We start from the raw sequence: 24,839 nt of genomic DNA on the forward strand, positions 1-24,839 counted from the left end.
GCGGCTTAGCTAGCCGCTTCTGTCACGAACTCGACCGGTTTCGCGCTTGCGGTCACTCTTGCCAGAACTAGGCCCTGTTGACAAAGTAAGGTAGCCATATCTTGGCTGCGGCCAGAGCGAGGAAGGCCTCGAAGGATTTTCGGCTGAAAGCGCTTGAGGACGAGAACGCGAGGCTAAAGAAGCTGCTCGCCGAACAGATGCTCGATGCGGCCGCACTGCGCGAGCTTCTCGCAAAAAAATGGTAGGGCCCGCTGCCAAGCGTGACGCCGTCGCGCATCTGAAGGCTGTGATGGGGCTTTCGGAACGGCGGGCCTGCCAGATCATATCCGCCGACCGCAAGACGGTGCGCTACCAGTCGAACCGACCGCCGGAGACCGAGTTGCGAGCGAAGCTGCGCGAGTTGGCTAATGAGCGACCGCGTTTCGGTTACCGTCGACTGTTCGTCTTGCTTCGGCGGGAGGGAGAGCCGTCCGGGGTCAACCGTATCTACCGCCTGTATCGCGAGGAAGGGCTTTCAGTACGCAAACGTAAGGCCCGACGGCGCGCCGTCGGCACGCGTGCGCCGATCCTGGTCGAAGCGAAGGCCAATGCCCGCTGGTCGCTGGATTTCGTCCACGACCAGTTCGCCTGCGGCAGACGCTTTCGCGTGCTCAACATCGTCGATGATGTGACGCGTGAATGCCTGGCAGCAATCCCGGACACCTCAATCTCCGGCCGCCGCGTTGCACGCGAACTGACGACGCTGATCGAGCGGCGTGGCAAACCCGGAATGATTGTCTCCGATAACGGCACCGAGCTCACCTCGAATGCCATCCTTGCCTGGTCGAGGGATCACAAGGTCGAGTGGCATTACATCGCGCCGGGAAAGCCAATGCAGAACGGCTATGTCGAGAGTTTCAACGGGCGAATGCGTGACGAACTGCTCAACGAGAGTCTGTTCTTCGGCCTCGATCACGCCCGGAGCGCCATCGCGGAATGGGCGGACGATTATAATCATTTCCGGCCGCACTCATCCCTCGGATATCAGACCCCGGCAGGCTATGCCGGGTCCATCGCCGCAACCGGCTCCAACGCTACGCAAGATGAAAGCTTCGCGTTTCCGCCGGTTGCTCCCACCGCGCCAATTGGCGTATCGAAAACTGCCGGGGCTCTAATCGCCGCTGGATGAAAGTTCCGTGGCAGGTCAGATTGCCGATCTCGCTACCGCTTGGCTCCGCTGACGGGGAATCGGCCAACTTCCGCAAGACCTCACGGTCAACCAAGTGGGCAACCATCGGATGAATCTTGATGTCTCCCCGCTTGGCGACGTGGTGGAAATTCGTTAGCACCATCGTTGCCAGCTCGCGCGTGGGCGCGATCACATCGAGCAGCCAAACGGTGTCACCACTCTTCCGGTCTTCCGGCTTCAGCCGGACCGGAAACACACCCGCCTTAGCCTGTTCCGAAATCCCCGCATCAACCTCGGCGCTCACTGCCGCCCAGATGGCAATTGCTGGCGGTTCGATGCCTGTGACGGCCTTGGGCATCGCAATGGCGATTCTGTCGTTAATCAAAGGATCGACAACCAGATGGTGGAGGTCGGATAACATCTGGCTACGGTAGCGCGGCACTGAGCTCATCGCGAGAACAACCTGCCCAAAGGTTGATTGCAAAGCCGCCTTAGCTCCTGCAAGCTTCTTCTTCGTCTCTTCAGATAACGCGTTTTGGCTTGAACTAGCCGACGCTTCGGTCGCAATGTTATCCATGTATCCCCAGCCCCATGGGTTACCAGCTAAATCTCGATATAGAGTTGCAATCACCCCGACTGCGATTATGAAACGGAGATTATAAATTGAATTGACAATTCCAAGTGAAATTGACGCGCGATGCTCTCACTGAGTGAATAATTTCGCCCGCGTCCTCTTCCGGCCAATAATGGCCGAGGCATACCCTCTTGCGGCTGCCTGTCGATCGACCGATGCAGCTTGGCGAACCCTGCCGACGTGGCAGGGCGCAAAGGGCCGGGAGCGAGGTATTGGCTGGGGTGAATGAGCCTCCAATGGTATGCCGAACGATCTTACGATCTTGACGGTTATTCAATGTGTCATGTCCCGACTTCATCTCCACACTGAAGATTGACTTATGGCGGAACGCTACCCGCATAACCTGATCTCAACAGCCGAGACGACGATTCGAATGTCTGCTTCAAGAAATGAACACAGTATCCCAGGCCACGATCGCCAAGATTGCCGAATAGGTCAGGTGATGAGCGAGCTGGTCGGCACCGTGAAGTATCCAGAATGAACGAGTATTGACCGGGTGCGGCTGACGTTGACCGTGGATGGCCTTCAAGTGGTCGATGAGGAAATGGATCAGAAACTCGCCGGAGGCAATGGCGAAAATCCACATCGGATCCGTGATTGCAACCAAGAGGATTGGCGCGGTGGCGACGGCGTGGATGCCAGCGTGGACATAAGCGCCCGGCTTCTTGAAGTTCCCTTTGCCGGCAATCATCCATTCGGGCTGCAGGACATAGTCAGCCATGAAGTGCTTGGTTTGCAACCAAATCAGCGTTGTGAGCAGCAGCATCGTCATGCTCCTTCAGTCCGCCATAACCGCCGGATCGATCGTGTGCACTCGGACCGGCGCGATCCTTCCCCGTATGCCGACGCAGCCAAGCGGCCTTGTCTGAATAAGGTCTCGGGTCTTTCGAAGCGTTTCGTCGCTTAGCGCAATTTCCACGCCTTTGTCCTTGGCCACGCCAACGAGCCGGCTCGCGAGATTGACGACGTCGCCGATCGCCGTATAGCTGAGGCGTTCAGTCGAGCCGATATTGCCGACAAGGGCCACGCCGGTGTTGATGCCGATACGCACCCGAATCTCATCATGCTTGGGCGCAATCGGCGCCATGGCATGCATCGCATCGCGAATTGCCGCTGCGGCGCGGCACGCGCGCAATGCATGATCCGGCACATTGCCGGGGGCATTCCAGATCGCCATCACCGCATCGCCGATGAATTTGTCGACTGTGCCGCCTTCGGCATGAATAGCGGCGATCGACAGGGTCAGAAACCGCGTCAGGCTTGGTTCAACGCCAGCGCCGAACTCTTCCGTGAGTTCCGTAAAGCCTGGCAAATCCGCAAACAACACCGTTATGTCCCTGAGTTCGCCGCCGGGACGAGGCTTAAGACCGCCGTCGACAAGGGGACGAACGACCTCGACGGGCATGAAGCGCGCGAACGCGGCAAGGCCACTCGACATGCGCTTCAAGGCGGAGGAGAAATGATCGAGTTCAGTCAACAGCGCCGGGCGATGTTCCACCGCGTCGAGTTCGAACCTCTCGATCATATGCAGCTGCTCGGCCAGGCGCGACAGTGGCCGAGCGAAGAGAATTCTGGCAAACAGGATCGCCGTCACAGCGGCCAACACAGCAATGCCCCCGATGATGAAGATCAGTCGCTCGGTATTGGCGTCGATGTCGCCGGCAAAAGTCGCCCGCGGTATGGCGGTTACCAGACGCCAGTCTTCGAACGGCAACTTGCCAGATGACACGAAGATTGGGCCGAGCGCCTTGCTTGCCACCAGCGTCCGGGAACCGTCTGGTTTTTCGGCGCTGGCAGCCAGGGCGACTGCCGCGGCCAGAGCGTCGGAGGCGGCAAAATCCTTGAGATGAGCAGCGACCATACCGTCTGACGGCTCGGATGTCGCCAGTACCGCGTTATCCCGCGCTAGCACAAAGGCCTTGCTGCCTTCCGGCATCTTGAGCCCTCCAAGGATGGCCGACAACCGATGCAGGCTGACCGCCACCATCACCACACCTTCGAAATGGCCGAACACCTCGACTTTCTTCGAGACGACAATCGCCGGTTCGAAGCCGTTCGGAAGGATATTGACGAGACTCCAGGCCGGTTCTGCACTGGTCCGGCCAAGTCTGTACCATGGCGAGCCCTCCGGAACGTAGACACTCTCGGCCTTCAGCCGATTTTCGAAAAAAATATCGCCAGGGATTGGCTTGTAGAGATCGCGGCGTAGCGGACGCGGCTTGCTCAGGGGTGCCCAACCGATCTCCACCATTTCGATCTCGCCATCCGGCAGCGCGTGCGCCCCAAAGAAGCGCCCGTCCGGGAAGCCGAAACCGATCCAGGCAATCGCCGGCTGTTCACGCAGCAACGACAGGAAAAGGAATTCGCGCTTCACCTCGTCGTCCGGCCTGATCGCTCCCTGGAAAAAGACCGATCTGACGATCTCCGCGCTGCTCGAAACCAGCGCCAGATTAGAAGAAAGCTCGTTGCGGACCGCAGCGGTGCTCTGAGCATCGAGGCTCGCGACGACCGCCTCAATATTCCGGCTTGCGGTACGATACCAGACCAGGTGGACGAGCGCCGCCGTCGACAACACCGCAAGCAGCAGCAGTGCAGTGACCGCACGCCCCATCTTTATGCGTGGGAATGTTCTAGCGTTCATAGCGGTCGGTAATCAGACGGGCGGCGCGGTCATAGCGGACATAAGCCAGCGCCCAGTCCGCGAACACGACGAAGCGATTGCGGAAGCCCACGAGAAACCAGAGATGGGCGATGTTCCAAACCAGCCAGGCGGAAAATCCTGAAAGACGGATGCGGCGAAAGTCGGCGACCGCCGCATTGCGTCCGATGGTTGCCAGATTTCCGAAATCGCGATAGCCGAACAGGCCAGCGGTCCGACCATCGAGACCGGCGAGAATGGCGCGAGCCGCGTGTTCACCCATCTGCTTGGCGGCCGGCGCGACTCCGGGAACCGTTCTACCGTTCTTGTCCGTGACCGCCGCGGTGTCGCCGATCACGAAGATCTCGTCATTGCCCGGCGGGTTGAGGTTCCGGTCGACATGAACGCGGCCGGCGCGATCAGCGGGCACGCCAAGCCATTTGGCCGCCCTGGAGGCCATGACACCGGCCGCCCACAGCACGCAGGATGATCGGATTTGCCGGCCGCCGGCAAGCGCTACTCCCTCAGAGTCGCAGCGCGTTACCGCTTCCCCGAGGGACACCTCGACGCCGAGCATCTCCAGGTGTCGCCGGGCTTCTCCCGACAATTTCGCCGGCATGGTCGGCAGAACGATATTGCCGGCTTCGACCAGCACCACGCGAGCTGAGGACGGATCAATGCGCCTGAAGTCACGGACGATGACCTTTCTTGCCAGCTCGGCGATTGCTCCAGCCAGTTCAACGCCTGTCGGGCCGCCGCCAACAACGACGAAGGTGAGAAACCGCCGCCGCTCGGCTTCGTCCTCGGCTGCCTCGGCACGTTCGAAGGCCGACAGGATCCGGGCACGGATTTCAGTCGCATCGGCGATTGTTTTCAACCCGGGCGCGGTCTCCGCCCATTCATCCTTTCCTAAATATGCGTGTCTTGCACCGGTGGCGACGACCAGATAGTCGTAGGCGATGCGACTATTTGTGGTCTGAACGAACCGGTTCTCCTTGTCGATCCCCTCGACACGCTCCATCAGCACAGTGACGTTGGATTGCCGAGAGAGAATGCGGCGGATCGGCATGGCGATCTGGGCTGGCGAAAGCGCGGCCGTCGCGACCTGATAAAGCAGCGGCTGAAAAAGATGATAGTTGCGCCGATCGACGACCGTCACATCCACGTCCGCGTGCCGAAGCCCCTTGGCGGCGGCAAGGCCGCCAAAACCGGCTCCGAGGATGACGACCCTCAGGCGGTGACCCGCCGCCTGACGTGCCCCTGGGCTCATGAGCGGCGAGCCGCCACTTGTCTCTTCGACAACGGCGCGCATGGCTCAGCGCCCCCTCGGAAACAGGCGCGCTGCCAGATAATCGAGCGAAATGGCGCCTGCCCCGCGCGTCAGGATCAACAGCAACGGCGCCGTCCAGAGCAAATGGTCCGGCCAGTTCTGCGGGTAGACGAGGAGCTGGATCGTCGAGATGACGCAAAGCAGCATAATGGCGGCAGGGCGAGAGAACAGGCCTAGAAAAATCAAGATCGAGCCAGTCACTTCGGCCGTCGTCGCAAGCACGGCGGCCACGCCGGGATCGATGACGGGCAGCTGGTATTCAAGGGTGAACAGCTGAATTGTCACCGGCCAGGAGGCAAGCTTGCTCTGCGACGACTGCCAGAAGACGTGGGCGACCGCCAGACGGGAAACAAGTTGGGCGAGCGACAAGGGCAGGCTGTTGAAGCTCTCGAGAGCGGCGACATAAAGTCCAATAATACCGCCTCTGTGTCGCGTCGAAGAAGGGGACATCATAGTCATGATTTCCATCCTGTTTACTTTGTTGCGGGCTTGATGTGGCGAATGCGAGCGACGAGGCCAAAGGCGAAAAGACTGCCAAAGGCACCCTCAAGATCGAAGCCGGGAGTTTGGGCAAGCACGCGGCTGACCGCAGCCTCCAGGCTGGCGCGTTCTTTCAGGGCATGAAGGAAGGCGAAATGGCTGGCATCGAGGCGCAGAAATCGCAGGCTATCTTGGCCGCGCCAGAGCGCGATCCGCTCCGGTCGGCGGCTCAGACTCGCCAATGCTTCGATGTTTCCGCCGGCTTGATGCGCCTCCCATATGTCCAGCGCGGGCCAACGGCAAACCAGTAGGCGTAGCGAGGGCTGAAGAAATATCTGGGGAGCGGTGTCGGCTTCACCGTCCGCCAACTGCTCCAAGCGACAGCCCGGCAGCGCCGGCGCATCCAGCGCCTCGGCAATCATCCATTCCAGCCGCGCCGTTTCGGCAATGAAGGGCATGGCGCGGATGCCATCGAAGTCGGCCAGGAAGCGAGGGAAACTCGTGCCATAGCGAACAAGCTGCGCTTCCTGCGGCGGATTATTCCGGATGAAGGCGCCGGCGACATGACGAAAGTAGTTCTCGCCCAGAAGCTGGACCGTGATCGGAAAAACCGCGATCAAGGTCGCTGTCAGCGAGGCGAAGGTGTTGTTGCGGTAAATGTTGAACCGACGCAGCGGATCGAAAGCACCTTTCGCCAGCACTGGCGCAAGATCGCGGCCATCTTCACCGAGGATGGCTTGGGCGACCCGCGATTGCAGCGCGCAACTAGAGAGCATGGCCAACCCTCCTTGCGCCGGAATGATTGGCGAACACCGACGGCTTAATCGTCGCAAGCGCGGCGAGCGCCGGCATCGGGCCCGTCCGGTTGTCGGCCCGCAATGGCAGGATCATCCCCTCGAACCGGGTCGACTGTGGTGTCGGCCTTTCCGCCAGCATGCGGTCTTCGAAGGCGATCGACTGCGCCAGCATGTCGGCCCACATGGCTTCACCGAGGAGCACGTCGAGAGCGGGCACATCCGTATCCCATTCGATGAGCGTCGGACGCGGGCCGATCTTGCGGATCGCATGAGCATAGAGCGACCAGACAGCCGGCGGAACACGCGAACCGTGGTCGTCGATCAGTACGATATCGCCTTCGACCTCGTTGATCGCGTGCCCGGCAAGATGAATCTCCCCGATGGCGCACGCGGGAAGCTGGTCGATGAAGGCTTTGGAATCGAAGCCGAGATTGCAGGCCGAGACGTGAACATTATTGATATCGAGAAGCAGCCCGCAGCCGGTGAGGCGCACGAGCTCGACTAAGAATTCCGCCTCGGTCATTGTCGAGTCCTCGAAGGCGACATAAGCAGAGAGGTTTTCGATGTAGACGCGCCGCTGGAGCGTATCCTGCAGTCGCGACACGTTGGCGCTCACGATGGCGAGGGCCTCTGCGTCATAACGCAGCGGCAGGAGATCATTCAGATAGGCGCCGTCGGCGGCGCTCCAGGCGAGATGCTCGGAGACCAGGCCTGGCTGGAAACGCAGGCAGAGCTTGCGCATGCGCTCCAGATGGTCGCCGTCGAGACCGGAACTACTCCCGAGTGAAAGGCCAACGCCATGGACGGACAGGGGATAGTTTTCCCGCAGCCGCTCCAGCGCGTCGACGGCCGCCGAGCCGCCCATGTAGTTTTCCGCGTGAACTTCAAGCCATCCCGCCGAGGGGCGGCGAGACAGCATTTCGCCGATATGCTGGGAGCGAAGACCGATGCCCGCGGCGGTTGGCACCGGATTGCTGGGATATATCTTGGACATCGATTACTCCTTTGGTTGAAGTGGTGGAAAGGTCAGGCTTTGGGTTCGTTGCTTCCGCCGGTGATCTTCGTGCAGGTGCCGGCCGGCACGTAGATCCATGAATCCTTGGCGTTGTCGGCGGTGGCCGTGCCGGCGCAGGAGTGGCTGGCCGTCTGGCAGTCGTTCAGGCCGGCCTTGACGACGCCGAAGCACTTTTCGAACGAGAAATCCGGCTTGGCAGCCGGGCCGGCAAAGGCGCTGCCCGCAGCCACGGAGGCTGCGGCGGCAAGGGCCGAACTGATGAGAAGACGAGTGGTATTCATGAGAAATCTCCTGGGTTACGTGAGGTCAAACCGCCATCGGCTTGCCTGTCTTCACCTTCCCAGAAGTCAGTCGTCACCTGAAATGCTGTCTCTGCATGATTTCGATACGCTGTCTCTATGCGTCGCGGCTGATCCTCACGACAAAAACCCCCCGCCGGAGGCGGGGGCTCAAGTTGCAGGCGGGAGGCGGGACTTTCTGAGATAGCCGAGGATCAGAGATAGCGTTCGCGGACGTCCACTGTCGATCGTTTGCCGATATCCTGGTAATTCGTTTGCAGCCAGAGGTCAGCGCATCGGCGGCCGCGATCCCTCAAGTCCATGAGCGCTCCCCAGTCGGCGTTCAGCTTGCTCGCGACGCTGAGGTTTTTCATCGCCTCGTCGTCTGAGATACCGTGCACGAAAATGCGCTTGAGATTGGAAGGCGGCGTCGCTGCCGTGTCGATCAGCTGTGTGACGAAGGCCACCGCACGCATTTCCCTCAGCAATGACGAATTGAAACTGATCTCATTGATTCGATTGAGAATCTCTCCAGCCGTGCGCGGCAGTTCCGTTCGTTCAATCGGATTTATGTGAACCACGATCACGTCGGGCGTGTCGCAGCCGTAAATCAGCGGGAAGATCGCGGGATTACCCATATAGCCACCGTCCCAATAGGCTTCCCCTCCGATTTCCACCGCTTGGAACAAGAATGGCAGACAGGCTGACGCCATGATGGCATCGATCGAGAGTTCGTCGTTCCCGAACACCTTTACCTTGCCGGTGCGAACGTTTGTGGCACAGATGCTGAGCTTGACAGGGCAGCGTGCCATCCGGATTGCCTCCAGATCGATCGACTGTTCCAGCACCTGCCGCAGGGGATTGAAATTGAAGGGGTTGAACTGGTAAGGCGACATCAGCCGTGTCACCAGGTCGAACATGATGAAGGCCGGCGAGAATTCCAACGATTTGGAGCCTGTCAGGCGGTCGAGCAGGGTTGGCTGCAAAGGTCCGGATGCGGCTGCATGGCTGACGCGGCGCCAGAAATTGGCAAGCGCGGTCTGTGCTCCGCTGCGCCCGCCCTCGGCGAGGCCATAGGCTGCGACCGCAGCATTCATAGCGCCTGCGCTGGTCGCCACAATGCCTTCAAATGAAAGGCTCGGCTCGTCCAGCAGCCGGTCGAGCACTCCCCACGTAAAGGCGCCATGCGCGCCGCCGCCCTGCAGCGCAAGATTGATCGTCCGCGGCTCCCGCTCGGCGAGCGAAGAGTCGGGCTGCATTTTGAGCTTTGCACCCACATGTTTGTTCACGATCGAACCTCCGTGTCTTAAATAGTAGGTCAGTGGGCAGTCCAGCCGCCGTCGACAGGGATCGCCGTGCCTGTGATCGATCCGGCAAGATCGCTGCAGAGAAAGACGGCAAGCGCGCCCATTTCCTCGACGGTGGCAAAGCGCCTCGTCGGCTGGTCCTTCAGGAAGACGTCGCGGATCACCGCGTCCCGCGGGATGTTGTGCGACTTCGCCTGATCCTCGATCTGGTGTTCGACAAGCGGCGTCCAGACGTAGCCGGGGCAGATCGCATTGGATGTCACCCCGTATTCCGCGCCTTCGAGCGCAATCGTTTTGGTGAAGCCGACAATGCCGTGTTTTGCCGCCACATAGGCGGATTTGAAGGGGGACGCGACCAATCCATGGGCGGAGGCAACGTTGACGATCCGGCCATAGCGGTTGGCGCACATGTTGTCGAACGTCGCTTGAACGAGATGGAAGGCTGAGGAAAGATTGATAGCAAGTATCGCGTCCCACTTTTCCGGCGGAAACTTTCCGAGTGGCGAAACATGCTGGATGCCGGCATTGTTGACGACAATGTCCACCTGCCCAAAACGGGCGACCGCCCTCTCGACCATCATGCGGATCGCTTCCGGCTTCGACATGTCAGCGGCGTCATAGGCAACATCGACGTCGTTATCGGTGGCAATGCCGTCGCGCAGCATCTCGATCTCGGCAGGGTCGCCGAAGCCGTTCAACATCACGGCGGCCCCCGCCCTTGCAAGCGCATGTGCAATGCCAAGGCCGATCCCGCTGGTCGAGCCAGTGACTATGGCGCTACGCCCTTCCAAGGGCCTGCGGCCAACGAGAGTATCAGTTACGGGATCAAAGGCGTTCAGCATATCCGCTCTCCACTACGATCGACTACGCCGTCTGGCGTCTTGCAATCACAATGGTCGACGGGACTTCGCTTTAGAAATGCCAGTCTGGTATGGAATTGATAAATCCATGGCATTGGAGGAGAATGCCGCCCGCGGAGAATATTGAGGGCATTGCAAATAGAATTCATGCCGAGGGGCGGCGATGGATATTCACCATATAAGGTATTTCCTGGCGGTGTGTGAAACGCGAAACTTCACGCGCGCAGCCGAAAAGTGCAATGTTACTCAGCCAGCGCTCAGTCGCGCCATCCAGCAGCTGGAGGATGAGGTGGGCGGCCTGATGTTCCGTCGGGAGCGCAATCTCACCCACATAACAGATCTCGGGAACCTTCTTCGCCCACGATTCCAGCAGATCCAGGACGAGTTGATGGGTGTGCGCACCGAGGCTTCGCGATTTCTCTGTCTTAGTGAAGCACCGCTCAAGGTCGGCATCATGTGCACGATCGGACCGCGCCGGTTCACCGGTCTGCTCACCGACTTCAACATGCGCCACAAGGGAATCCAGCTGCAACTGATCGAGGGCGTGCCCGCCCGATTGTCCGATCTGCTGGAGACCGGCGAAATCGATGTGGCGCTGATGTCGACGGCAACGAGCTTTCCGGAACGCTTCGACGTGACCTCGCTCTTTCGCGAGAGGTTCATGCTCGCTTTCCCCGCCGGCCATCGCCTCGGCCAATATGATGCCATTCCCATAGCGGCGATCGACGGTGAGATCTATCTGCGTCGTGTCAACTGCGAATATTGGGATTACCTCACGGATCTCTGCAACGCACAAGGCGTGAAGACCCTCGTTTCCTACTCCAGCGAGCGCGAAGACTGGATCCAGAACCTGGTCGCCGGTGGTCTTGGTATCTGTTTCATCCCCGAATACAGCGCGGTTATCCCAGGCTTGCAGGTGCGACCTGTCGCGGACCCGGAAGTTTCGCGGGAGGTCTGCCTCGTGACGGTCGCGGGTCGTCGCTTCTCCCCGGCGGTTTCAGTCTTTGTCGGCGCCGTGAAATCCTACGGCTGGGCGAGCGCGACAGGCCGTTCGCACTGACGGCCGTATTTTTTACCGAGCCTTGGGAGCATAGCCTGGCAAGCTGCCGGGCATTCGGTGTTTCCGCCGCGGCTGACAATAGCTTGCGGCTATCGAAATCAAAAGCATCTGGCATTTCTCTTTCGATCGGCGCTCCGCCAGTCTTCGAACATGCTCGGCACCGTCCTCGCCGGGCTCCAACAAGGAGAAACCGCTGATGAAGCCCGTATTGAAAATCGACCGCATGTCCCTCGCCGCTCTCGCATTCGCTGCAGTGGTCCTCGGCGCCGGCCTGCCCGCCGCGTCCGCCATGGCGGGCGAATGCCCGGCTGATCAGGTCACTGAAGATGGCATGAAGCCTGGCCCGATGATGCCGAAGGGCGTCTCCGACAGCGTCGTCAAGACAATCGATCTCTCGTCCAAGGGCGAAGCCTGGAAGGGCAGCATACTGCGCATGCGCAAGCTCGTCGTGCAGCCGGGCGGCATCGTTCCCTGGCATTCGCACGAGATGCGCCCGGCCAATATCCTGATCATCTCCGGCTCGATCACGGAATACAGCAGCACCTGCAAGGTGCCGATCCTGCACAAGAAGGGCGAGGTGACGGCCGAGTTTGGACATCTCTCCCATTGGTGGAAGAACAATGGCAAGGCTTCGGCCGTGCTCTATTCCTCCGACATACTGAGCCCCGGAAATGCACACCGATGACGCGGCGATGTAACGGTTGCCCTTTATCTGAAGCAGCCCCATCGCTCGCCGGCGTTTCCCTCGCACTGGCAGGGAAACGCCGCATCCCGGAGGAACAAGCATGACCGACATCGAACAGCCGCTCACGGCATCCGTTCAAGAGCGCCGGACCATTCACGCCGACAGTTGGCGCTTTGGACTGATCGCACTCATCGCCTTTTTGACCTTGGTCGACCTCTTTGCGGCGCAAGCCGTATTGCCTTCTCTGGTCGAGAGGTTTCAGGTCAGCCGCGCAACGATGGGTTTCGCCGTCAATGCCAGCACCCTCGGTATGGCGCTCGCCGGTCTGCTCGTCGCCTTCGTCGGCAGCGGCCTGGACCGGCGCAACGGCATCTGGATCAGCCTCGCGATCCTGTCCGTGCCAACGACGCTTCTGGCATTTACCGACAACATCATCGTCTTTGCCGCGCTGCGAGTACTTCAGGGGCTTTGCATGTCGACGGCCTTCACGCTGACGGCCGCCTATCTGTCGGAGCATTTCTCCGCCGGAAAGGCCTCCACGGCCCTAGCCGCCTATGTCACCGGCAATGTTGCCAGCAACCTCTTCGGCCGCATGCTGTCCGCTGCCGTCGCAGGCATTGGCGGCCTCTCGATAAATTTTCTGGTGTTTGCCGCCCTCAACCTCCTCGGCGCCGCCCTGGTTTGGTTCACGCTCAAAAGGACGACCAGCATGATGCGGAGCGATGATCGCGGGAACCTCACCATGCGCATCTGGGGCGGACATCTTGCCGATCCAAAGCTGCGACGCGTCTTCGCTATCGGCTTCCTCATCCTCTTCGTGTTCATCGGCACCTACACCTATGTCAACTTTCGGATTGTCACCCTCGGGGTACGCCCGATGGCGCTCGGCCTTGTCTATCTCGTCTTCCTTCCGTCGATCTTCACCACGCCTTTCGCCGGCAGGCTCGCAAGCGCTGTGGGGCCGGCAACCGGAATCGTGCTGACGCTTGCGATTGCCATCGTCGGACTCGTCGCGCTTCTCAGTGCGTATTTGCCGGTCATCCTGATCGGTTTGACACTGGTGGCGGTCGGCACCTTCCTCGCACAGGCAATGGCAACCGGCGTCGTCGGTCAACATGCCAGGGGCGACAAGGCTGGAGCGAGCGGCATCTACCTCGCATCCTACTATACCGGAGGCATGGCCGGCAGTGTGGTTCTCGGTCAGGTCTACGATCACGTCGGCTGGAACGCATCCGTCTACGTGCTTATCGCAGCTCTGGCGGTAGCGATGCTGCTCGCGGGTTCGCTAAGCGCCCCGCACCGATAGATCCCAACTTTCCGTGGTAGCCGGAATAGGGGTCGCCCCTTCCATACGGAAGCCGGCGACGAGTTTGAATGAGACACAACCGAAAGGAGTAAATGACATGCAAAGAATGATCAGACTATTGTTCATGGCCGCGCTTTCATTGGCAGGAATTCTGTCGGCATCAGCCACTATCGTCCAGGCAGGTGCCCGGGACGGTGTCGTTGTTCTGAAGAGTCGCTATTCGGTCGACGAGACTGTCACAAAGATCAAAGGCAGCGTCGCAGAGAAGGGCATAATGCTGTTCGATGATATCGATCAAGCAAGGCTCGGCAACGCGGCTGGCAACAAGGTCCGTCCATCGCGGCTGATCCTGTTCGGCAATCCGGCGCTCGGAACGACGTTCATCACCGCAAATCCAGTGGCCGGGCTCGATTGGCCCGTCAGAGTTCTCGTTTACGAAGCGAAGGATGGAACGGTCCGTGTTGCCTATACGGATTTTAACTGGATCGCGCGACGCCATGGCATCACCAGCCGGGAGAAGGAGTTCAAGATGGCGTCCGAGGTCATCAAAGCGGTGACGGATCCGGTCCATCAATGAGGTCATGGCGATGCGGTGATAAATGGGGAGGGAGCGACTTCCTCCTCATTGCGGATGTTGCAGAGAGGTTACCATCCGAGGCTGACCTTGATGGTTGGTTGAGAACCTTCCAGGCGCGATGCTGACTTTGGTCTAGATTCTACTGGTTCTGATGAACGTTGCTCGCCACGGACTTCGCAATGCCCACGGTCCGCTGGTGGCCCCAGACCTGCTGATCATCGTATACAACGGGAAGCTCTGCGCGTTCGCCGACTGGTATAAGGCTACCAACCATCTCGTGGGACGAGTTGTTCAGCAGCTTATCGATGTGCGACTTGGGACGCTGCTGACATCAATTCTTCGGCACTCGGCGCCCGGCATATATTTTGGCCTTCCTCTTCGGCTTCTGTAAAACTCCAGCGCACAGTGCCTTCCCGATCGAGCAGGAACTCGCCGATAAGCGGCATGTGACCGGCGATCATAATCTGCCGGTCGGCCGCCGTAATTTCATACCGGTCCTTTTTTTCAAGAAAGTCGCCCGCTGCAGGCGGGTTCATCGGCACGGGCAATTCCCCGGGCAGATCGATCCGCATTGCCATGACCGCGTCCATTCCGAGCTTGTGCGGCCATTCGGTTTCATTCTCCGTGAACTCGAGGATGGGTAGACCAAAGGCGCGATGCGAAGCCCCCTCCGGGTCGGATGCGCTAAGAAGGCCGGGTAGCGGATGGTAGCGGAAGTAGAGCCGCGCCCGCTCGACTGGCGTCTTGACCACGGCGAGACATTCGATGCCTTTCTCCTTAAGGGCCGGGTTGAGTTGCGCCATCGCCGAGACATGACGCCGGCAGAACGGACAGTGTAGGCCTCGAAACAAACCGATCAGTAACGGGCTGCGGCCTCGAAAATCATCAAGCGCGATCTTGCCTTCGCGCGAGATCGCGTCGAATATAACATTCGGTGCCCGTTCGCCCGGCTGCAGCGGGCGGTCGACACTACTCGTGGACATGAACAACCTCCTCGCCTGGGATCAGCAAAAAAGGCAGCACACCCAGCCCGTGCTGGGCGGCCATCATAGCACGGAAAGCGTCTGCGGGCGAACATTCAGGCTGGTCAGCAATCCGGCGCGCTATGTCCTTTGCGAGATCTTCGATCGAGATCCTGCGTTTACCGAGGATGTTTCCAAGGTCGAAGCTTGATCCCACGCGAACCTCATCCCTGAAGCGGGACCTATCTAAAGTCGGCAGATTGCAAGTCTGCAGACCCATCAGTTTCCGTCTATGATCGTTAAGGCCATCGACAGCTGCCGATGGCTCTCACCGAATAACGAGATCTTGATAGGCAACATTGGTTACAAATCCCCGGTCGGCCCTATTTGACCCAGAACAGAACTGGTATCGCCGATGCCAGGCAGCGATCGGGAGGGTGGGATGCTACATATTCGCAAATTGTCGACAGCCGCGGCTGGCGTCATCGTGGTTGCCGTATCGTTATCGTCCTGTACGACGAGTTCGAGTGATCCGGTGCAGACCGGTTCGATCGGGTATAGCAGCGTTGACTATGGACTCCGACCGGCCTGCCGCGATGGGTTCGGCAACGATCGACCTTGCAGTTACTAGCGACGGCGGTTGGGCATCGGCTTGATCAACCCCGCTTGAATCATATCGGCGCTTGCCGATGTGACAGGTCATTCACGCACTCAGATCTAAAATCGGCAGTGCTTCCAATCTGACCGTAACGAATCAGGTGATCATCCAGCTATAAGCTGCCTGCTGATGATTTCGGGCGAAGGGGCTGAAGAGTCGTGAACATCCAAATCAAAACTTCGCGGCTTACTTTGCGTCCTTGGAACGAGGAAGACATCGAGCAACTCATATTCGGCTTGAACGAACTCAAGCTTGCAAAATGGCTCGCTTTCGTCCCTCACCCCTATACGGCCTCACACGCCAAAGCCTGGATCAGCAGATGCCAGCAGATTTCGGGCAGCGATATCCGGCCGGCCGCATACGAATTTGCAGTGGAACTCAAGCCTGAGCGGATAGTGATCGGCGGGGTCAGTCTCAACAAGATAGACTGGGAGGCCGGGACAGGCGGTGGAGGCATCTGGATAGCCAAGAATTATCGGGGGTGCGGCTATGGCCGTGAAGCGTTCGAGGCAAAGATCCGTTTCGCTTTCTCCGAATTGGGCCTGACGAAGCTCGTCAATGGTTACTTCGACGGCAACGAAAGTTCCCGGGCGATGCAGCGGAAATTGGGCTATCGGCGTGTCGCCGAGGTTGCCAACCGTTGCATGGCCGACGGACGGCAAACAATCGAACATGTCACCACATTGCTCCGCAGTGATTGGGAAGATCGCGGATTAACCGTCCAAACGTGATCCGATGGCCGCCGGAATAGAATCAATTGCTTGCGGAGCTCGATTGGAAAATACTCGAGAAGCATCGATAACAGGCAGCACACCAGCGAGATGGGGCTCTAGGTGTGAGCTTTCGGGAGGTTGTCCATTCGGAGCGGATTTAGGAGACTGGAGCTACCACACCTCGAGTCGGAAGGATCGCCGCGAATGAACATTCATAAGAATGCCCGACTGACGCCGTTGCGCCGGGAAGAAATGGCGCTTGCTGTTATCGAGGGGCATCTGACCCAGGCTCAGGCAGCACTGACCTATGGCGTCGCGGCCAAGATCGTCGCCCGCTGGGTCGAGCGTTTCAAGGCCGGTGGTCGAGAGGCGATGCTCGATCGTTCCTCCCGGCCTCATGCCATGCCCCGGCAGACCAGTCAGGCGCTGGCGGAGCGCATCATCACGCTTCGCCGCCAGCGCCTGACTGGCAAGCACATCGCGATCGAAACCGGTGTATCTGCAGCGACGGTGAGCCGGGTTCTCAAGCGCGCAGGCCTCTCCCGCCTCAAGGATATCGAGCCGGCCGAGCCTGTGCGTCGTTATGAACGCCAGGCCCCCGGCGAGATGATTCATATCGACATCAAGAAGCTCGGCCGGTTTCATGAGGTCGGCCACCGCATCACCGGCGATCGCACTCGGCAGAGTTCGCGCAGAGGCAAGAGTTGGGGCGCCGGTTGGGAATGCGTTCATGTGGCCATCGACGATGCCTCTCGCATCGCTTTCTCACAGATATTGCCGGACGAGACGAAAGAAAGCGCCGTGGCCTTCTTGAAGGCGGCATTGGCCTATTATGCCAGCCTCGGGATCGCGGTCGAGCGCGTCATGACCGACAATGGTCCCTGCTACACATCAAAGCCATTCGTCCAAGCTTGCCGCGACAACGGCCTCAAGCACGTCCGCACCAGACCATACACGCCTAAAACCAACGGAAAGGCCGAACGCTTATCCAGACCGCCCTCAGAGAGTGGGCCTACGCCGTCGCCTATCCCAACTCGGACATGCGCGCCGCCGAACTGCCAGGATGGCTTCATCGCTACAATTGGCACAGGCCTCACGGAAGTCTAAACTCAAAACCACCAATCACTAGGCTCGCTCTTACCCAGGACAACCTGTTGAGGCTCCACATCTAGGAAAGACAGTCATGCGGTATCTTCGGTCAGGGCCGCGTCGGCTTCATACCCAGGAGACGGGCGCGCCCCGCGCCAAAACGGTCGGTCTGAGGTCGGGGGAGATCGCCGATCGGAACATTCGTGTCATTCTCGAAGCCATCCGCCGGCATGGGCCGCTGACGCGCACCGAGCTTGGGCGGCACAGCGGGCTGACCGGGCCGGGCATCACCAATATTCTGCGCAGGCTCGCCGAAGAGAATCTCGTGACGTCGAACCGGCGCAGCGGGCTCGGCGGCGGCGCCACTGCCACGGAATTTGCGCTGCGCCCGGAGGGCGCGTTTTCGATCGGGGTCAAGCTTCGCCGGACGCGCGGCGAAATCGTTCTGATCGATCTCAGCGGCCAGGTTCATGACCGGGTCTATTTCGACGTGGAGCCGGAAGACGGGGTTGGCGCGGTGCATGCGGCGGTTAGGGACATGGTCGATCGGCATGCGACATTGCCGGTCGTCGGGCTCGGGATCGCTGCCAACGATTGGAGCGATGCGCGGAGCGAACAGCTCTCTGCGATGTCGACGATCGCACGGCCCTGTGTTGAAAACGAATGTACGGCGAGCCTGCTTGCCGAACGCACGATCGGCAGCGCCCTACCGGAAGGTGGGCTGGCCATGATCATCATCGACGACGATGTACAGGCCGGCTTCCTCATCCGCGGCATTCCCTATTCCGGCGTCCATGGGCGGGCGGGCAGCATCGGCGAAATGCTGACCGGGCCAGATAACGTCCAGCTCAACTCCGTCGTCGGTTTCGATTCCTTGCGTTCACGCATCGGGGACGAGGACTTCGCGCGCCTGCTGAAGGGGGAGGAATTCTCCTCGCCGTCGCTGTCGCAATGGATACGCGAGGCGGCCGGCCATCTGCTCGACCCGATCATTGCCATGGCCGGCTTCATCGCCCCGAGCGTCGTCATGATCGGCAGCGACCTGCCGCAGGGCGTGATCGAGGCGCTGATCCACCAGCTTTCCGTCGAGCGGCGCGACACCTCCACCAGGCCGCTGCTGACGCCCTGGATTTCGCCGATGCGGCCGGCAAGCTTCAGCGGTGGCGGCGTGGCGCTCGGTGCGGCCCTCCTGCCCTTCCTTAACACTCTGCTGCTGCAGCCCGCTTCAGCCTAAGCCGAACGTGCTGCACGCTCTGGGTGGCCTCAGCCAATCACCTCGTCGGCGTGGCCGAGATCGGAGGCAATTGCCTTGTCGAGCACCTTCTGAATGTTGGCGGCACGCCGGAAGGACGGCTCCTGGGTCTTGCCCGCACGCACGGCCTGGACAAAACGCTGGTAGTTCGTTTCCACCGGGTCGAAGGGCAGGTCACGCCAGGTCGCCGTGTGCACGTCTTCGCCGAGGCAGGCGCGCAACGTCGATTTGCCGGTGTCGTAGATCATCTCGACCGAGCCGGTTTCGCCATAGACCCTGAGGCGCAGCTGATCCATCTGGCCGGCCGCCGTGCGTGTCGCCTGGATCGTGCCGATGGCGCCATTGGTGAAATCGACATTCATCGTGAAGCTGTCGTTGGCGTCGAGATCATATTCGCCGATCCTGTGACCCGGCGCCTTGTCGAAAGTCTTCAGCCGCGCAAAGACATGGGCGATGTCGAGGCCGGAACCGTAGGAGGCAAAATCGACGATGTGGATGCCGATATCGCCGAGCGCACCGTTCGATCCGTGTTTTTTGCTCAGCCGCCACAGCCATTTGCTCTCACTTTTCCAATCGCCCCAGTGGCGGCCGACCAGCCAACTTTGCAGATGCGACGCTTCGACGTGGCGCACTAGACCGATCTCGCCGGCGAGCACCATCTGCCGGCCTTTCTGCAGCGCTGGCGAGTTGCGATAGGTGAGGTTGACCATGCCGACCTTGCCCGCCCGCTCGATCGCCTCGGTCATTTCCATAGCTTTCACAGCATCGGTGGCGAGCGGTTTTTCGCAGAAGACATGCTTGCCGGCGGCGACAGCCTGAAGCGTCGTCGGGTGATGAATACTATCGGGCGTGACGTTCGCCACCGCATCGAATTCGCCCCAGGCGAGCGCCTCCTCGAGCAAAGCGAAATGGTTGGCGATGCCATGTTCGGTGCAGAAGGCGGCGAGCCTTTCCGGAACGACATCGACGCCGCCGACGACGCTGACACCTTCGATCGCCTTGAAGCGCGCGGCGTGCTGATTGGCCATGCCGCCGGTGCCGAGAATGAGTAATCGCATCTTCTCCTCCATGAACTTCAGTTTCCGGCTGCCGCTGCGGCCAAAACGAACCGGCGTCATCGGGGGTATCCGCGATCGCTCGGGTTCTTCTTCGGGAAAATTGCAGGTTCGATGCGCCGCGCGTCCGTAAGGCGCGCTCCGTCACTTAATTTGGCGCGCATCCCTTCCGAAAAGGCGAACGCGCGCTAGCTGCTGTTGAATGTCGCCAGCATCTCAACCTCCCAAGCTCTGGCTTGACATCAAATCAAAGTAACTTAATCTAATTAATGCAGCACGGAAATGAGGAGAGGTCAACCGACCGCCAGGCTGTATTCGTTCAAAATGGGGAGGAGACCCATCATGAAGAGCGCGACCGTCAGCGCATTGGCGCTGAGCACTATCTTATTTTCAGCATCCGCCATTTTTGCTCAGGAACTTGCCACGAAAGACCGGATCGGCACTGCCGATGCGGCCAAAACCCTCGTCGTTCGCCTGACGAACGACAGCCCGAACAATTCCGACCCCGCCATCGCCGAGGGCTACCAGAAGCTCTTCGTCGATTTCATCAAGAAGCACCCGGACTGGAAAATGCAGATGCAGTTCATGTCCTCCGACATCGGCACCGAACAGGCCAAGATGCTGGAGCAGGCCAAGGCCGGCAATGCGCCGGATTGCGCCGCTGTCGACTCCTTCGTGCTGTCGCAGTTCATGGTCAACAAGGTGCTGGCGGATTTCACACCCTATTTCTCCAAGGAGGAAGTCGACGACCTCTTCCCCTTCATCCGCAGCGGCATCACCGACAAGGATCAGACGATCCGCGCCTGGTGGTGGGACACCGACCTTCGCGTGCTCTACCGCAACAAGTCAATCGTTGCGGACGCGCCGCAGACCTGGGACGACCTGAAGAAGGCCGCCATTGCTTCCACCAAGGAGGGAATGGAAGGCGTCCTCTTCAACGGCGGGCGCTGGGAAGGCACGACCTTCGACTGGCTGGCGAACTACTGGGCGCTCGGCGGCAAGCTCGTCGACGACTCGGGCAAGCCGGTCTTCGGCGAAGGCGAGAACAAGGAGAAATTCCTGAAGGCGCTAAACTACTTCAAAGATCTCGTCGATTCCGGTGCCGCACCCAAGCGCGTCACCACGATCGCCAATTACGACGATATGAATGCGGCAGCGGCGGCCGCGACGACGGCGCTCTTCATCGGCGGCAACTGGCAATATGCGCAGCTGAAGTCCACGCTCGACGAAGAGGAATTCAAGAACTGGACATTCTCGCCGATCCCCGGCCCGACAGCCGACCAGAAGTCGACGGGCACCGGCGGCTGGACGATCGCTTCCTTCAGCAAGGACAAGGAGAAGATCGAGATGTGCGCCAACTTGGCGCGCGATGTCTATATGGGCCCGGCCAACGCGCTGCAGCAGCAGCTGCCGACCCGCAAGTCGCTGTTCGACAAGTATGAGGTCTTCTCGACGGAAGCCAACAAGACCTTCGCCAATGCGCTGGTCGACGGCCAGGCCCGTCCCGGCGTGCCGATCTATCCCGAGATCTCCAACCAGATCCAGATCATGATGGGCGACGTGCTCTCCGGAACGAAGAAACCGGAAGAAGCCCTGGATGCCGCCTTCAGCGCGGCGATGGAGGCTTACAAGCGGCTGTGATGCCAAGGCTGAGATCGGTGAGACCTGCCCCTCATCCGGCTGCCGCCACCTTCTCCCGCTTGCGGGGAAGGACAAGCTGCGGGCTCTCCGTCCCTCACCAGCGCCTCGTAGGGCACGTCCCCTCTCCCCGTTTTTTACGGGGAGAGGGTTAGGGTGAGGGGCAGCCATCGCCGCGAACCGGCTCGCATGCCAGGCGTCTCGGACGCTTCAGATAACGGCGACGCCTGCCATTGAGGGCGCCGTCGACAGTGCCAAACCCGGACAGAGATGCCAATGAGCCCTATTGCCATCGAGGCTGACAGCCCGCCTCAAAGCAGAACGTTCATGCGCCGGTTCGCCGGCGCGCCCCTGCCCTGGATCATGCCCGTGATCGTCGTCATCGGCATATTCTACCTTTATCCCGTCATAGACGTTTTCCGGCTTTCCTTCACCAATGCGACGCTGATCGGCGAAAACCAGCAATATACGTTCGGCTCGATCGCCAATGCGCTGAGTTCTCCGCAGCTGCCCGACATTCTCTGGGCGACGCTGATCTTCGTCGGCGGCAGCGTCATCGGCCAACAGATCCTCGGCCTTGCCGTCGCCGTCACCGTCATCCGCGGCGAAAAGCGCGGCTTATTCGGCACCACGATCCTGAGGACGACGGCGCTCGTCGCTTGGGTCGTGCCGGGCATTGCCGGCGGCATCATCTGGCAAATGCTGTTTTCCGAAGCGCCCTACGGCGCTCTGAACAGCATCCTCAGGCTAATGCACATGCCGACCGTTGCCTGGCTCTCCGATCCAGCGATGGCGCCCTGGTCGACGCTGATCTCCAACATCTGGCGCGGCACGGCCTTTTCGATGGTGGTCATGTATGCGGCACTGAAATCGATCGATCCCTCGCTCTACGAAGCGGCGGAGGTCGATGGGGCAACGGCCTCGCAGCAGTTCTTCTTCGTCACCCTTCCGCAGCTCCGCGCCGCGATCCTCGTCAACATGATCCTGATCACCATCCAGACGGTGAACACCTTCGACGCGATCATCACGCTGACCGGCGGCGGACCGGGACGTGCGACCGAGGTGATCTCGCTCTACGTCTTCAACATCGTCTTCCGAAACTACGACCTCTCCGGCGGCAGCGTGCTTTCGGTGCTGATGCTGATCATCAGCCTTGGCCTTGCCTTCGTCTACGCGTCGTTCCTGCCGAAGGAGGAAGAGCAATGAGCGGACGCACCGGAACCCGCCTCGGCGACGCCATGAGCTATCTCTTCATGCTGGTGATGTTCGTCTTCTTCGCCGGCCCCCTCACCTATCTCCTGTCGATGGCGCTGCGCGACAAGCGTGAGGTCTATCGCGGCGCGGCGCGTTATATTCCCGACAATCCCACCATCCAGAACTTCATCACAGTTCTGAACAACAGCTACTTTCCAATCTATCTCTGGAACGGCCTCAAGCTCGCTGCGCTCAGCGGCCTCGGCGTGCTGATCGTTGCGTTGCCCGCCGCTTACGCATTTTCCCGCTTCCAGTTCCGCGGCAAGGGCCTCTCCATGATGGGCCTGCTGCTCTTCCAGATGATCTCGCCGCTCGTCATCATGGTGCCGCTCTACCGCTACATGAACCGCCTCGGCCTTCTCGACACGCATTTCGCCGTCGTCATGGTCTATATCGCGCTCGGCGTTCCCCTGGCGACCTGGCTCCTGAAGAGCACGGTCGACGGCATTCCGCGCAGCCTCGATGAAGCGGCGATGATCGACGGTTGCAACCGCTTCTCTGTCTTCTGGCGCATCATCCTGCCCCTGTCGGCGCCCGGCATCGCTTCGGTCTTCATCATCACCGTCATTGCCGGCTGGTCGCAATTCCTGGTGCCTTTCCTGCTGCTCACCAAAAATGACCTGATGCCGATTGGCGTCGGAATCTTTAACTTCCGCGGCATGCAGACCGACTCGTCCATTCAGCTGCTTGCCGCCGCCTGCCTGATCTCGGTCGTTCCGGCGATCGTGGCCTTCCTGTCGCTCCAGAGGCTGATCCTCGGCGCGATGACCAGCGGCGCGGTGAAGGGATGAACCGGTCTGCTTCATTCTCGACGCATCAGGAAGGATTGAACGCATGAATCAGACACAGGGCACCAAGCTCTCTCCCGATCTGACGGGCGCCAATGTCGAGGACGCGGGCGAGCACAACAGGGCCGTCGTCCTGCGCTGCATTCACCGTCAGGCGCCGATTTCGCGCGCCGAGATCGCCAGGCAAACCGGCTTCACCAAGCCGGCGATCGCCCGCATCGTCGATCGCCTGCTCGACGAAGGTCTGATCATGGAAGCCCGCCGGCGGCATGGGCTGAGAGGCCAGCCGGCGATCGAACTCGAAATCAATCCGGATGCCTATTACGCCATCGGCATCAACATCGACCGCGACCATCTGACGATTCTGGCCGTCGATGCCGTCGGCAATGTGCGTGCTCGCGTGCATCATGAAAAACGCTTCATCCTGCCGGCGGAATTCCTGCAGCTGACATCGGACGCGATCTCTCATTTCCAGCGCAGCCGGCTGATCGACGATGCGCGCCTTGCAGGCATCGGCCTTGCGATGCCCGATTGGCTCGGCGAAATCTCGCTGCTTGGCAAGCCCGATGCCTATCAGGAATGGACGGAATTTGACGTGCGAGGCGCACTGGAGAGCCTCACGCCGCATCCTGTCTTCACCGAAAACGAGGCCAATGCCGCTGCCCTTGCAGAACTCAACTACGGCCTTGGCGCTGAAAGCAGCAGCTTCTTCTATATCGCCGTCAATGCCTGCCCGGGCGGCGGCTTGGTTCTCGACGGCAATAGCCATCGCGGCGCCATGGGCCTCAGCGGCGAAATTGGCTGGCTTCCGATCGCCGACGGCCGCGACGGCGAGGCGCAGAAGGTCCAGCTGCTCGGCGAGATCTTCTCGCTGTTCTTCCTCTATGATTTCCTCGCCCGGCACGGGATCAAGGTAAGCGTTCCCCAGGATCTGCTGACGCTCGACGCGCGCGGCAAGAGGCTCGTTTCGCAGTGGCTGAAGGAGATGAGCGCGCATCTCGCCGTCGCCGTCAAGCATATCGCCATGATCGTCGATCCCGACGCCGTGCTCGTCGGCGGCAGGCTGCCGATCCGCATCGTCGACGAATTGCTGCGTTATGTGCACGAGCATCTCGACGCGGAGGATACGAACCTGCCCTCGCTGCATCGCGCCTCGATTGGAGAGGATGCCTCGGCCATGGGCGCGGCGGCGATGCCGATGGCGGCAGCGCTGATGCTTGCCTCGGCCGACGTGGCGCAACGCACGCGCTCGCCGCTCAAATTCATGGATCGGCTGACCGGTTGAGACGGCCGAG

General features: G+C 60.3%; 24 protein-coding genes and 2 pseudogenes. 14 read left to right on the forward strand and 12 right to left on the reverse strand.

Translation table 11 applies throughout. The features are described 5' to 3' along the window. Window positions 1-134 precede the first annotated feature (134 nt). Window positions 135-1,168 (forward strand): annotated as a pseudogene (locus J0663_RS24795) (IS3 family transposase); the annotation flags it as partial. On the opposite strand, the gene J0663_RS24800 reads toward J0663_RS24795, so the two are convergent. From J0663_RS24800 to J0663_RS24845, 10 genes are all read right to left on the reverse strand, one after another. After that, a complete protein-coding gene (locus J0663_RS24800) occupies window positions 1,074-1,745 on the reverse strand; it encodes a toxin-activating lysine-acyltransferase (RefSeq protein WP_207244669.1) in 672 nt (223 codons plus the stop codon). The pseudogene J0663_RS24795 and the gene J0663_RS24800 sit on opposite strands and share 95 nt — an antisense overlap. A 439-nt stretch (window positions 1,746-2,184) precedes the next feature. After that, window positions 2,185-2,568 (reverse strand): DUF3307 domain-containing protein, encoded by a 384-nt coding sequence (locus J0663_RS24805; RefSeq protein WP_246590423.1) that lies wholly within the window; start codon window positions 2,566-2,568, stop codon window positions 2,185-2,187. Between the two features lie 12 nt (window positions 2,569-2,580). After that, a complete protein-coding gene (locus J0663_RS24810; RefSeq protein ID WP_207244670.1) occupies window positions 2,581-4,443 on the reverse strand; it encodes an adenylate/guanylate cyclase domain-containing protein in 1,863 nt (620 codons plus the stop codon). After that, complete coding sequence (locus J0663_RS24815) at window positions 4,433-5,710, reverse strand: NAD(P)/FAD-dependent oxidoreductase (protein WP_207245493.1); 1,278 nt, start codon at window positions 5,708-5,710, stop codon at window positions 4,433-4,435. Before J0663_RS24815 ends, J0663_RS24810 begins: the two co-directional genes overlap by 11 nt. Before the next feature lie 45 nt (window positions 5,711-5,755). Continuing rightward, complete coding sequence (locus J0663_RS24820) at window positions 5,756-6,229, reverse strand: DoxX family protein (protein WP_207244671.1); 474 nt, start codon at window positions 6,227-6,229, stop codon at window positions 5,756-5,758. Window positions 6,230-6,243: 14 nt separating this feature from the next. Then, on the reverse strand, window positions 6,244-7,026 hold the full coding sequence (locus J0663_RS24825; protein WP_207244672.1) for an HvfC/BufC family peptide modification chaperone: 783 nt from the start codon (window positions 7,024-7,026) through the stop codon (window positions 6,244-6,246). After that, window positions 7,016-8,041: an MNIO family bufferin maturase gene (gene bufB, locus J0663_RS24830; protein ID WP_207244673.1), complete on the reverse strand. Its 1,026-nt coding sequence runs from the start codon at window positions 8,039-8,041 to the stop codon at window positions 7,016-7,018. Before bufB ends, J0663_RS24825 begins: the two co-directional genes overlap by 11 nt. Before the next feature lie 32 nt (window positions 8,042-8,073). Beyond that, window positions 8,074-8,343: a BufA1 family periplasmic bufferin-type metallophore gene (locus tag J0663_RS24835; protein ID WP_085862087.1), complete on the reverse strand. Its 270-nt coding sequence runs from the start codon at window positions 8,341-8,343 to the stop codon at window positions 8,074-8,076. 212 nt (window positions 8,344-8,555) lie between these two features. Further along, the gene (locus J0663_RS24840; protein WP_246590424.1) at window positions 8,556-9,629 is read right to left on the reverse strand and encodes a patatin-like phospholipase family protein; all 1,074 of its coding nucleotides are present in this window, start codon (window positions 9,627-9,629) and stop codon (window positions 8,556-8,558) included. Window positions 9,630-9,658: 29 nt separating this feature from the next. Then, window positions 9,659-10,489, reverse strand: a complete 831-nt coding sequence (locus J0663_RS24845) for a 3-hydroxybutyrate dehydrogenase (RefSeq protein ID WP_207244674.1) — start codon at window positions 10,487-10,489, stop codon at window positions 9,659-9,661. Between the two features lie 181 nt (window positions 10,490-10,670). Between J0663_RS24845 and J0663_RS24850 the strand changes: the two genes are divergently transcribed. From J0663_RS24850 to J0663_RS24865, 4 genes are all read left to right on the forward strand, one after another. After that, window positions 10,671-11,567 (forward strand): LysR family transcriptional regulator, encoded by an 897-nt coding sequence (locus tag J0663_RS24850; protein WP_207244675.1) that lies wholly within the window; start codon window positions 10,671-10,673, stop codon window positions 11,565-11,567. 196 nt (window positions 11,568-11,763) lie between these two features. Next, window positions 11,764-12,252 carry a cupin domain-containing protein gene (locus J0663_RS24855; protein ID WP_207244676.1) on the forward strand — a complete coding sequence of 163 codons (489 nt, stop codon included), beginning with the start codon at window positions 11,764-11,766 and terminating at the stop codon, window positions 12,250-12,252. Window positions 12,253-12,352: 100 nt separating this feature from the next. Further along, on the forward strand, window positions 12,353-13,558 hold the full coding sequence (locus J0663_RS24860) for an MFS transporter (protein WP_207244677.1): 1,206 nt from the start codon (window positions 12,353-12,355) through the stop codon (window positions 13,556-13,558). Between the two features lie 97 nt (window positions 13,559-13,655). After that, complete coding sequence (locus J0663_RS24865) at window positions 13,656-14,135, forward strand: DUF302 domain-containing protein (RefSeq protein ID WP_183705088.1); 480 nt, start codon at window positions 13,656-13,658, stop codon at window positions 14,133-14,135. 299 nt (window positions 14,136-14,434) lie between these two features. Here J0663_RS24865 and J0663_RS24870 read toward each other — a convergent pair whose 3' ends face one another. Beyond that, window positions 14,435-15,118 carry a redoxin domain-containing protein gene (locus J0663_RS24870; protein WP_207245495.1) on the reverse strand — a complete coding sequence of 228 codons (684 nt, stop codon included), beginning with the start codon at window positions 15,116-15,118 and terminating at the stop codon, window positions 14,435-14,437. On the opposite strand from J0663_RS24870, the gene J0663_RS24875 reads away from it, so the two are divergent. The 5 genes and pseudogenes from J0663_RS24875 to J0663_RS24890 all read left to right on the forward strand — a co-directional run bounded on the left by J0663_RS24875 (window position 15,111) and on the right by J0663_RS24890 (window position 18,791). After that, entirely contained in the window at window positions 15,111-15,308 is a 198-nt protein-coding gene (locus J0663_RS24875) for a hypothetical protein (protein ID WP_207244678.1), read from the forward strand. The genes J0663_RS24870 and J0663_RS24875 overlap by 8 nt on opposite strands. 231 nt (window positions 15,309-15,539) lie before the next feature. Beyond that, a complete protein-coding gene (locus tag J0663_RS31430; RefSeq protein WP_246590425.1) occupies window positions 15,540-15,728 on the forward strand; it encodes a hypothetical protein in 189 nt (62 codons plus the stop codon). Between the two features lie 185 nt (window positions 15,729-15,913). Then, entirely contained in the window at window positions 15,914-16,486 is a 573-nt protein-coding gene (locus J0663_RS24880) for a GNAT family N-acetyltransferase (protein WP_207244679.1), read from the forward strand. Window positions 16,487-16,672: 186 nt separating this feature from the next. Then, window positions 16,673-17,640, forward strand: a pseudogene (locus J0663_RS24885) (IS481 family transposase). An 11-nt stretch (window positions 17,641-17,651) separates the two neighbouring features. After that, window positions 17,652-18,791 (forward strand): ROK family transcriptional regulator, encoded by a 1,140-nt coding sequence (locus J0663_RS24890; protein ID WP_207244680.1) that lies wholly within the window; start codon window positions 17,652-17,654, stop codon window positions 18,789-18,791. A gap of 29 nt (window positions 18,792-18,820) precedes the next feature. Here J0663_RS24890 and J0663_RS24895 read toward each other — a convergent pair whose 3' ends face one another. After that, window positions 18,821-19,867: a Gfo/Idh/MocA family protein gene (locus tag J0663_RS24895; RefSeq protein ID WP_207245496.1), complete on the reverse strand. Its 1,047-nt coding sequence runs from the start codon at window positions 19,865-19,867 to the stop codon at window positions 18,821-18,823. A gap of 339 nt (window positions 19,868-20,206) precedes the next feature. Between J0663_RS24895 and J0663_RS24900 the strand changes: the two genes are divergently transcribed. From J0663_RS24900 to J0663_RS24915, 4 genes are all read left to right on the forward strand, one after another. After that, entirely contained in the window at window positions 20,207-21,505 is a 1,299-nt protein-coding gene (locus J0663_RS24900) for a type 2 periplasmic-binding domain-containing protein (protein WP_207244681.1), read from the forward strand. A 273-nt stretch (window positions 21,506-21,778) separates the two neighbouring features. Then, complete coding sequence (locus tag J0663_RS24905; RefSeq protein ID WP_126908255.1) at window positions 21,779-22,708, forward strand: carbohydrate ABC transporter permease; 930 nt, start codon at window positions 21,779-21,781, stop codon at window positions 22,706-22,708. Next, window positions 22,705-23,547: a carbohydrate ABC transporter permease gene (locus J0663_RS24910; protein ID WP_097615824.1), complete on the forward strand. Its 843-nt coding sequence runs from the start codon at window positions 22,705-22,707 to the stop codon at window positions 23,545-23,547. The genes J0663_RS24905 and J0663_RS24910 overlap by 4 nt, the downstream gene beginning before the upstream one ends. A 43-nt stretch (window positions 23,548-23,590) precedes the next feature. After that, entirely contained in the window at window positions 23,591-24,829 is a 1,239-nt protein-coding gene (locus tag J0663_RS24915; RefSeq protein ID WP_207244682.1) for an ROK family transcriptional regulator, read from the forward strand. Window positions 24,830-24,839 lie beyond the last annotated feature (10 nt).

This window comes from Rhizobium lentis, assembly GCF_017352135.1.
In the GTDB taxonomy this organism is placed as follows: Bacteria; Pseudomonadota; Alphaproteobacteria; order Rhizobiales; family Rhizobiaceae; genus Rhizobium; species Rhizobium lentis.

Coding starts and splice junctions, on each gene's coding strand:
- J0663_RS24800 (WP_207244669.1), bottom strand. CDS start 1,745: ATGGATAACATTGCGACCGAAGCGTCGGCTAGTTCAAGCCAAAACGCG.
- J0663_RS24805 (WP_246590423.1), bottom strand. CDS start 2,568: ATGCTGCTGCTCACAACGCTGATTTGGTTGCAAACCAAGCACTTCATG.
- J0663_RS24810 (WP_207244670.1), bottom strand. CDS start 4,443: ATGAACGCTAGAACATTCCCACGCATAAAGATGGGGCGTGCGGTCACT.
- J0663_RS24815 (WP_207245493.1), bottom strand. CDS start 5,710: ATGAGCCCAGGGGCACGTCAGGCGGCGGGTCACCGCCTGAGGGTCGTC.
- J0663_RS24820 (WP_207244671.1), bottom strand. CDS start 6,229: ATGACTATGATGTCCCCTTCTTCGACGCGACACAGAGGCGGTATTATT.
- J0663_RS24825 (WP_207244672.1), bottom strand. CDS start 7,026: ATGCTCTCTAGTTGCGCGCTGCAATCGCGGGTCGCCCAAGCCATCCTC.
- bufB (WP_207244673.1), bottom strand. CDS start 8,041: ATGTCCAAGATATATCCCAGCAATCCGGTGCCAACCGCCGCGGGCATC.
- J0663_RS24835 (WP_085862087.1), bottom strand. CDS start 8,343: ATGAATACCACTCGTCTTCTCATCAGTTCGGCCCTTGCCGCCGCAGCC.
- J0663_RS24845 (WP_207244674.1), bottom strand. CDS start 10,489: ATGCTGAACGCCTTTGATCCCGTAACTGATACTCTCGTTGGCCGCAGG.
- J0663_RS24850 (WP_207244675.1), top strand. CDS start 10,671: ATGGATATTCACCATATAAGGTATTTCCTGGCGGTGTGTGAAACGCGA.
- J0663_RS24855 (WP_207244676.1), top strand. CDS start 11,764: ATGAAGCCCGTATTGAAAATCGACCGCATGTCCCTCGCCGCTCTCGCA.
- J0663_RS24860 (WP_207244677.1), top strand. CDS start 12,353: ATGACCGACATCGAACAGCCGCTCACGGCATCCGTTCAAGAGCGCCGG.
- J0663_RS24865 (WP_183705088.1), top strand. CDS start 13,656: ATGCAAAGAATGATCAGACTATTGTTCATGGCCGCGCTTTCATTGGCA.
- J0663_RS24870 (WP_207245495.1), bottom strand. CDS start 15,118: ATGTCCACGAGTAGTGTCGACCGCCCGCTGCAGCCGGGCGAACGGGCA.
- J0663_RS31430 (WP_246590425.1), top strand. CDS start 15,540: ATGCTACATATTCGCAAATTGTCGACAGCCGCGGCTGGCGTCATCGTG.
- J0663_RS24890 (WP_207244680.1), top strand. CDS start 17,652: ATGCGGTATCTTCGGTCAGGGCCGCGTCGGCTTCATACCCAGGAGACG.
- J0663_RS24895 (WP_207245496.1), bottom strand. CDS start 19,867: ATGCGATTACTCATTCTCGGCACCGGCGGCATGGCCAATCAGCACGCC.
- J0663_RS24900 (WP_207244681.1), top strand. CDS start 20,207: ATGAAGAGCGCGACCGTCAGCGCATTGGCGCTGAGCACTATCTTATTT.
- J0663_RS24905 (WP_126908255.1), top strand. CDS start 21,779: ATGAGCCCTATTGCCATCGAGGCTGACAGCCCGCCTCAAAGCAGAACG.
- J0663_RS24910 (WP_097615824.1), top strand. CDS start 22,705: ATGAGCGGACGCACCGGAACCCGCCTCGGCGACGCCATGAGCTATCTC.
- J0663_RS24915 (WP_207244682.1), top strand. CDS start 23,591: ATGAATCAGACACAGGGCACCAAGCTCTCTCCCGATCTGACGGGCGCC.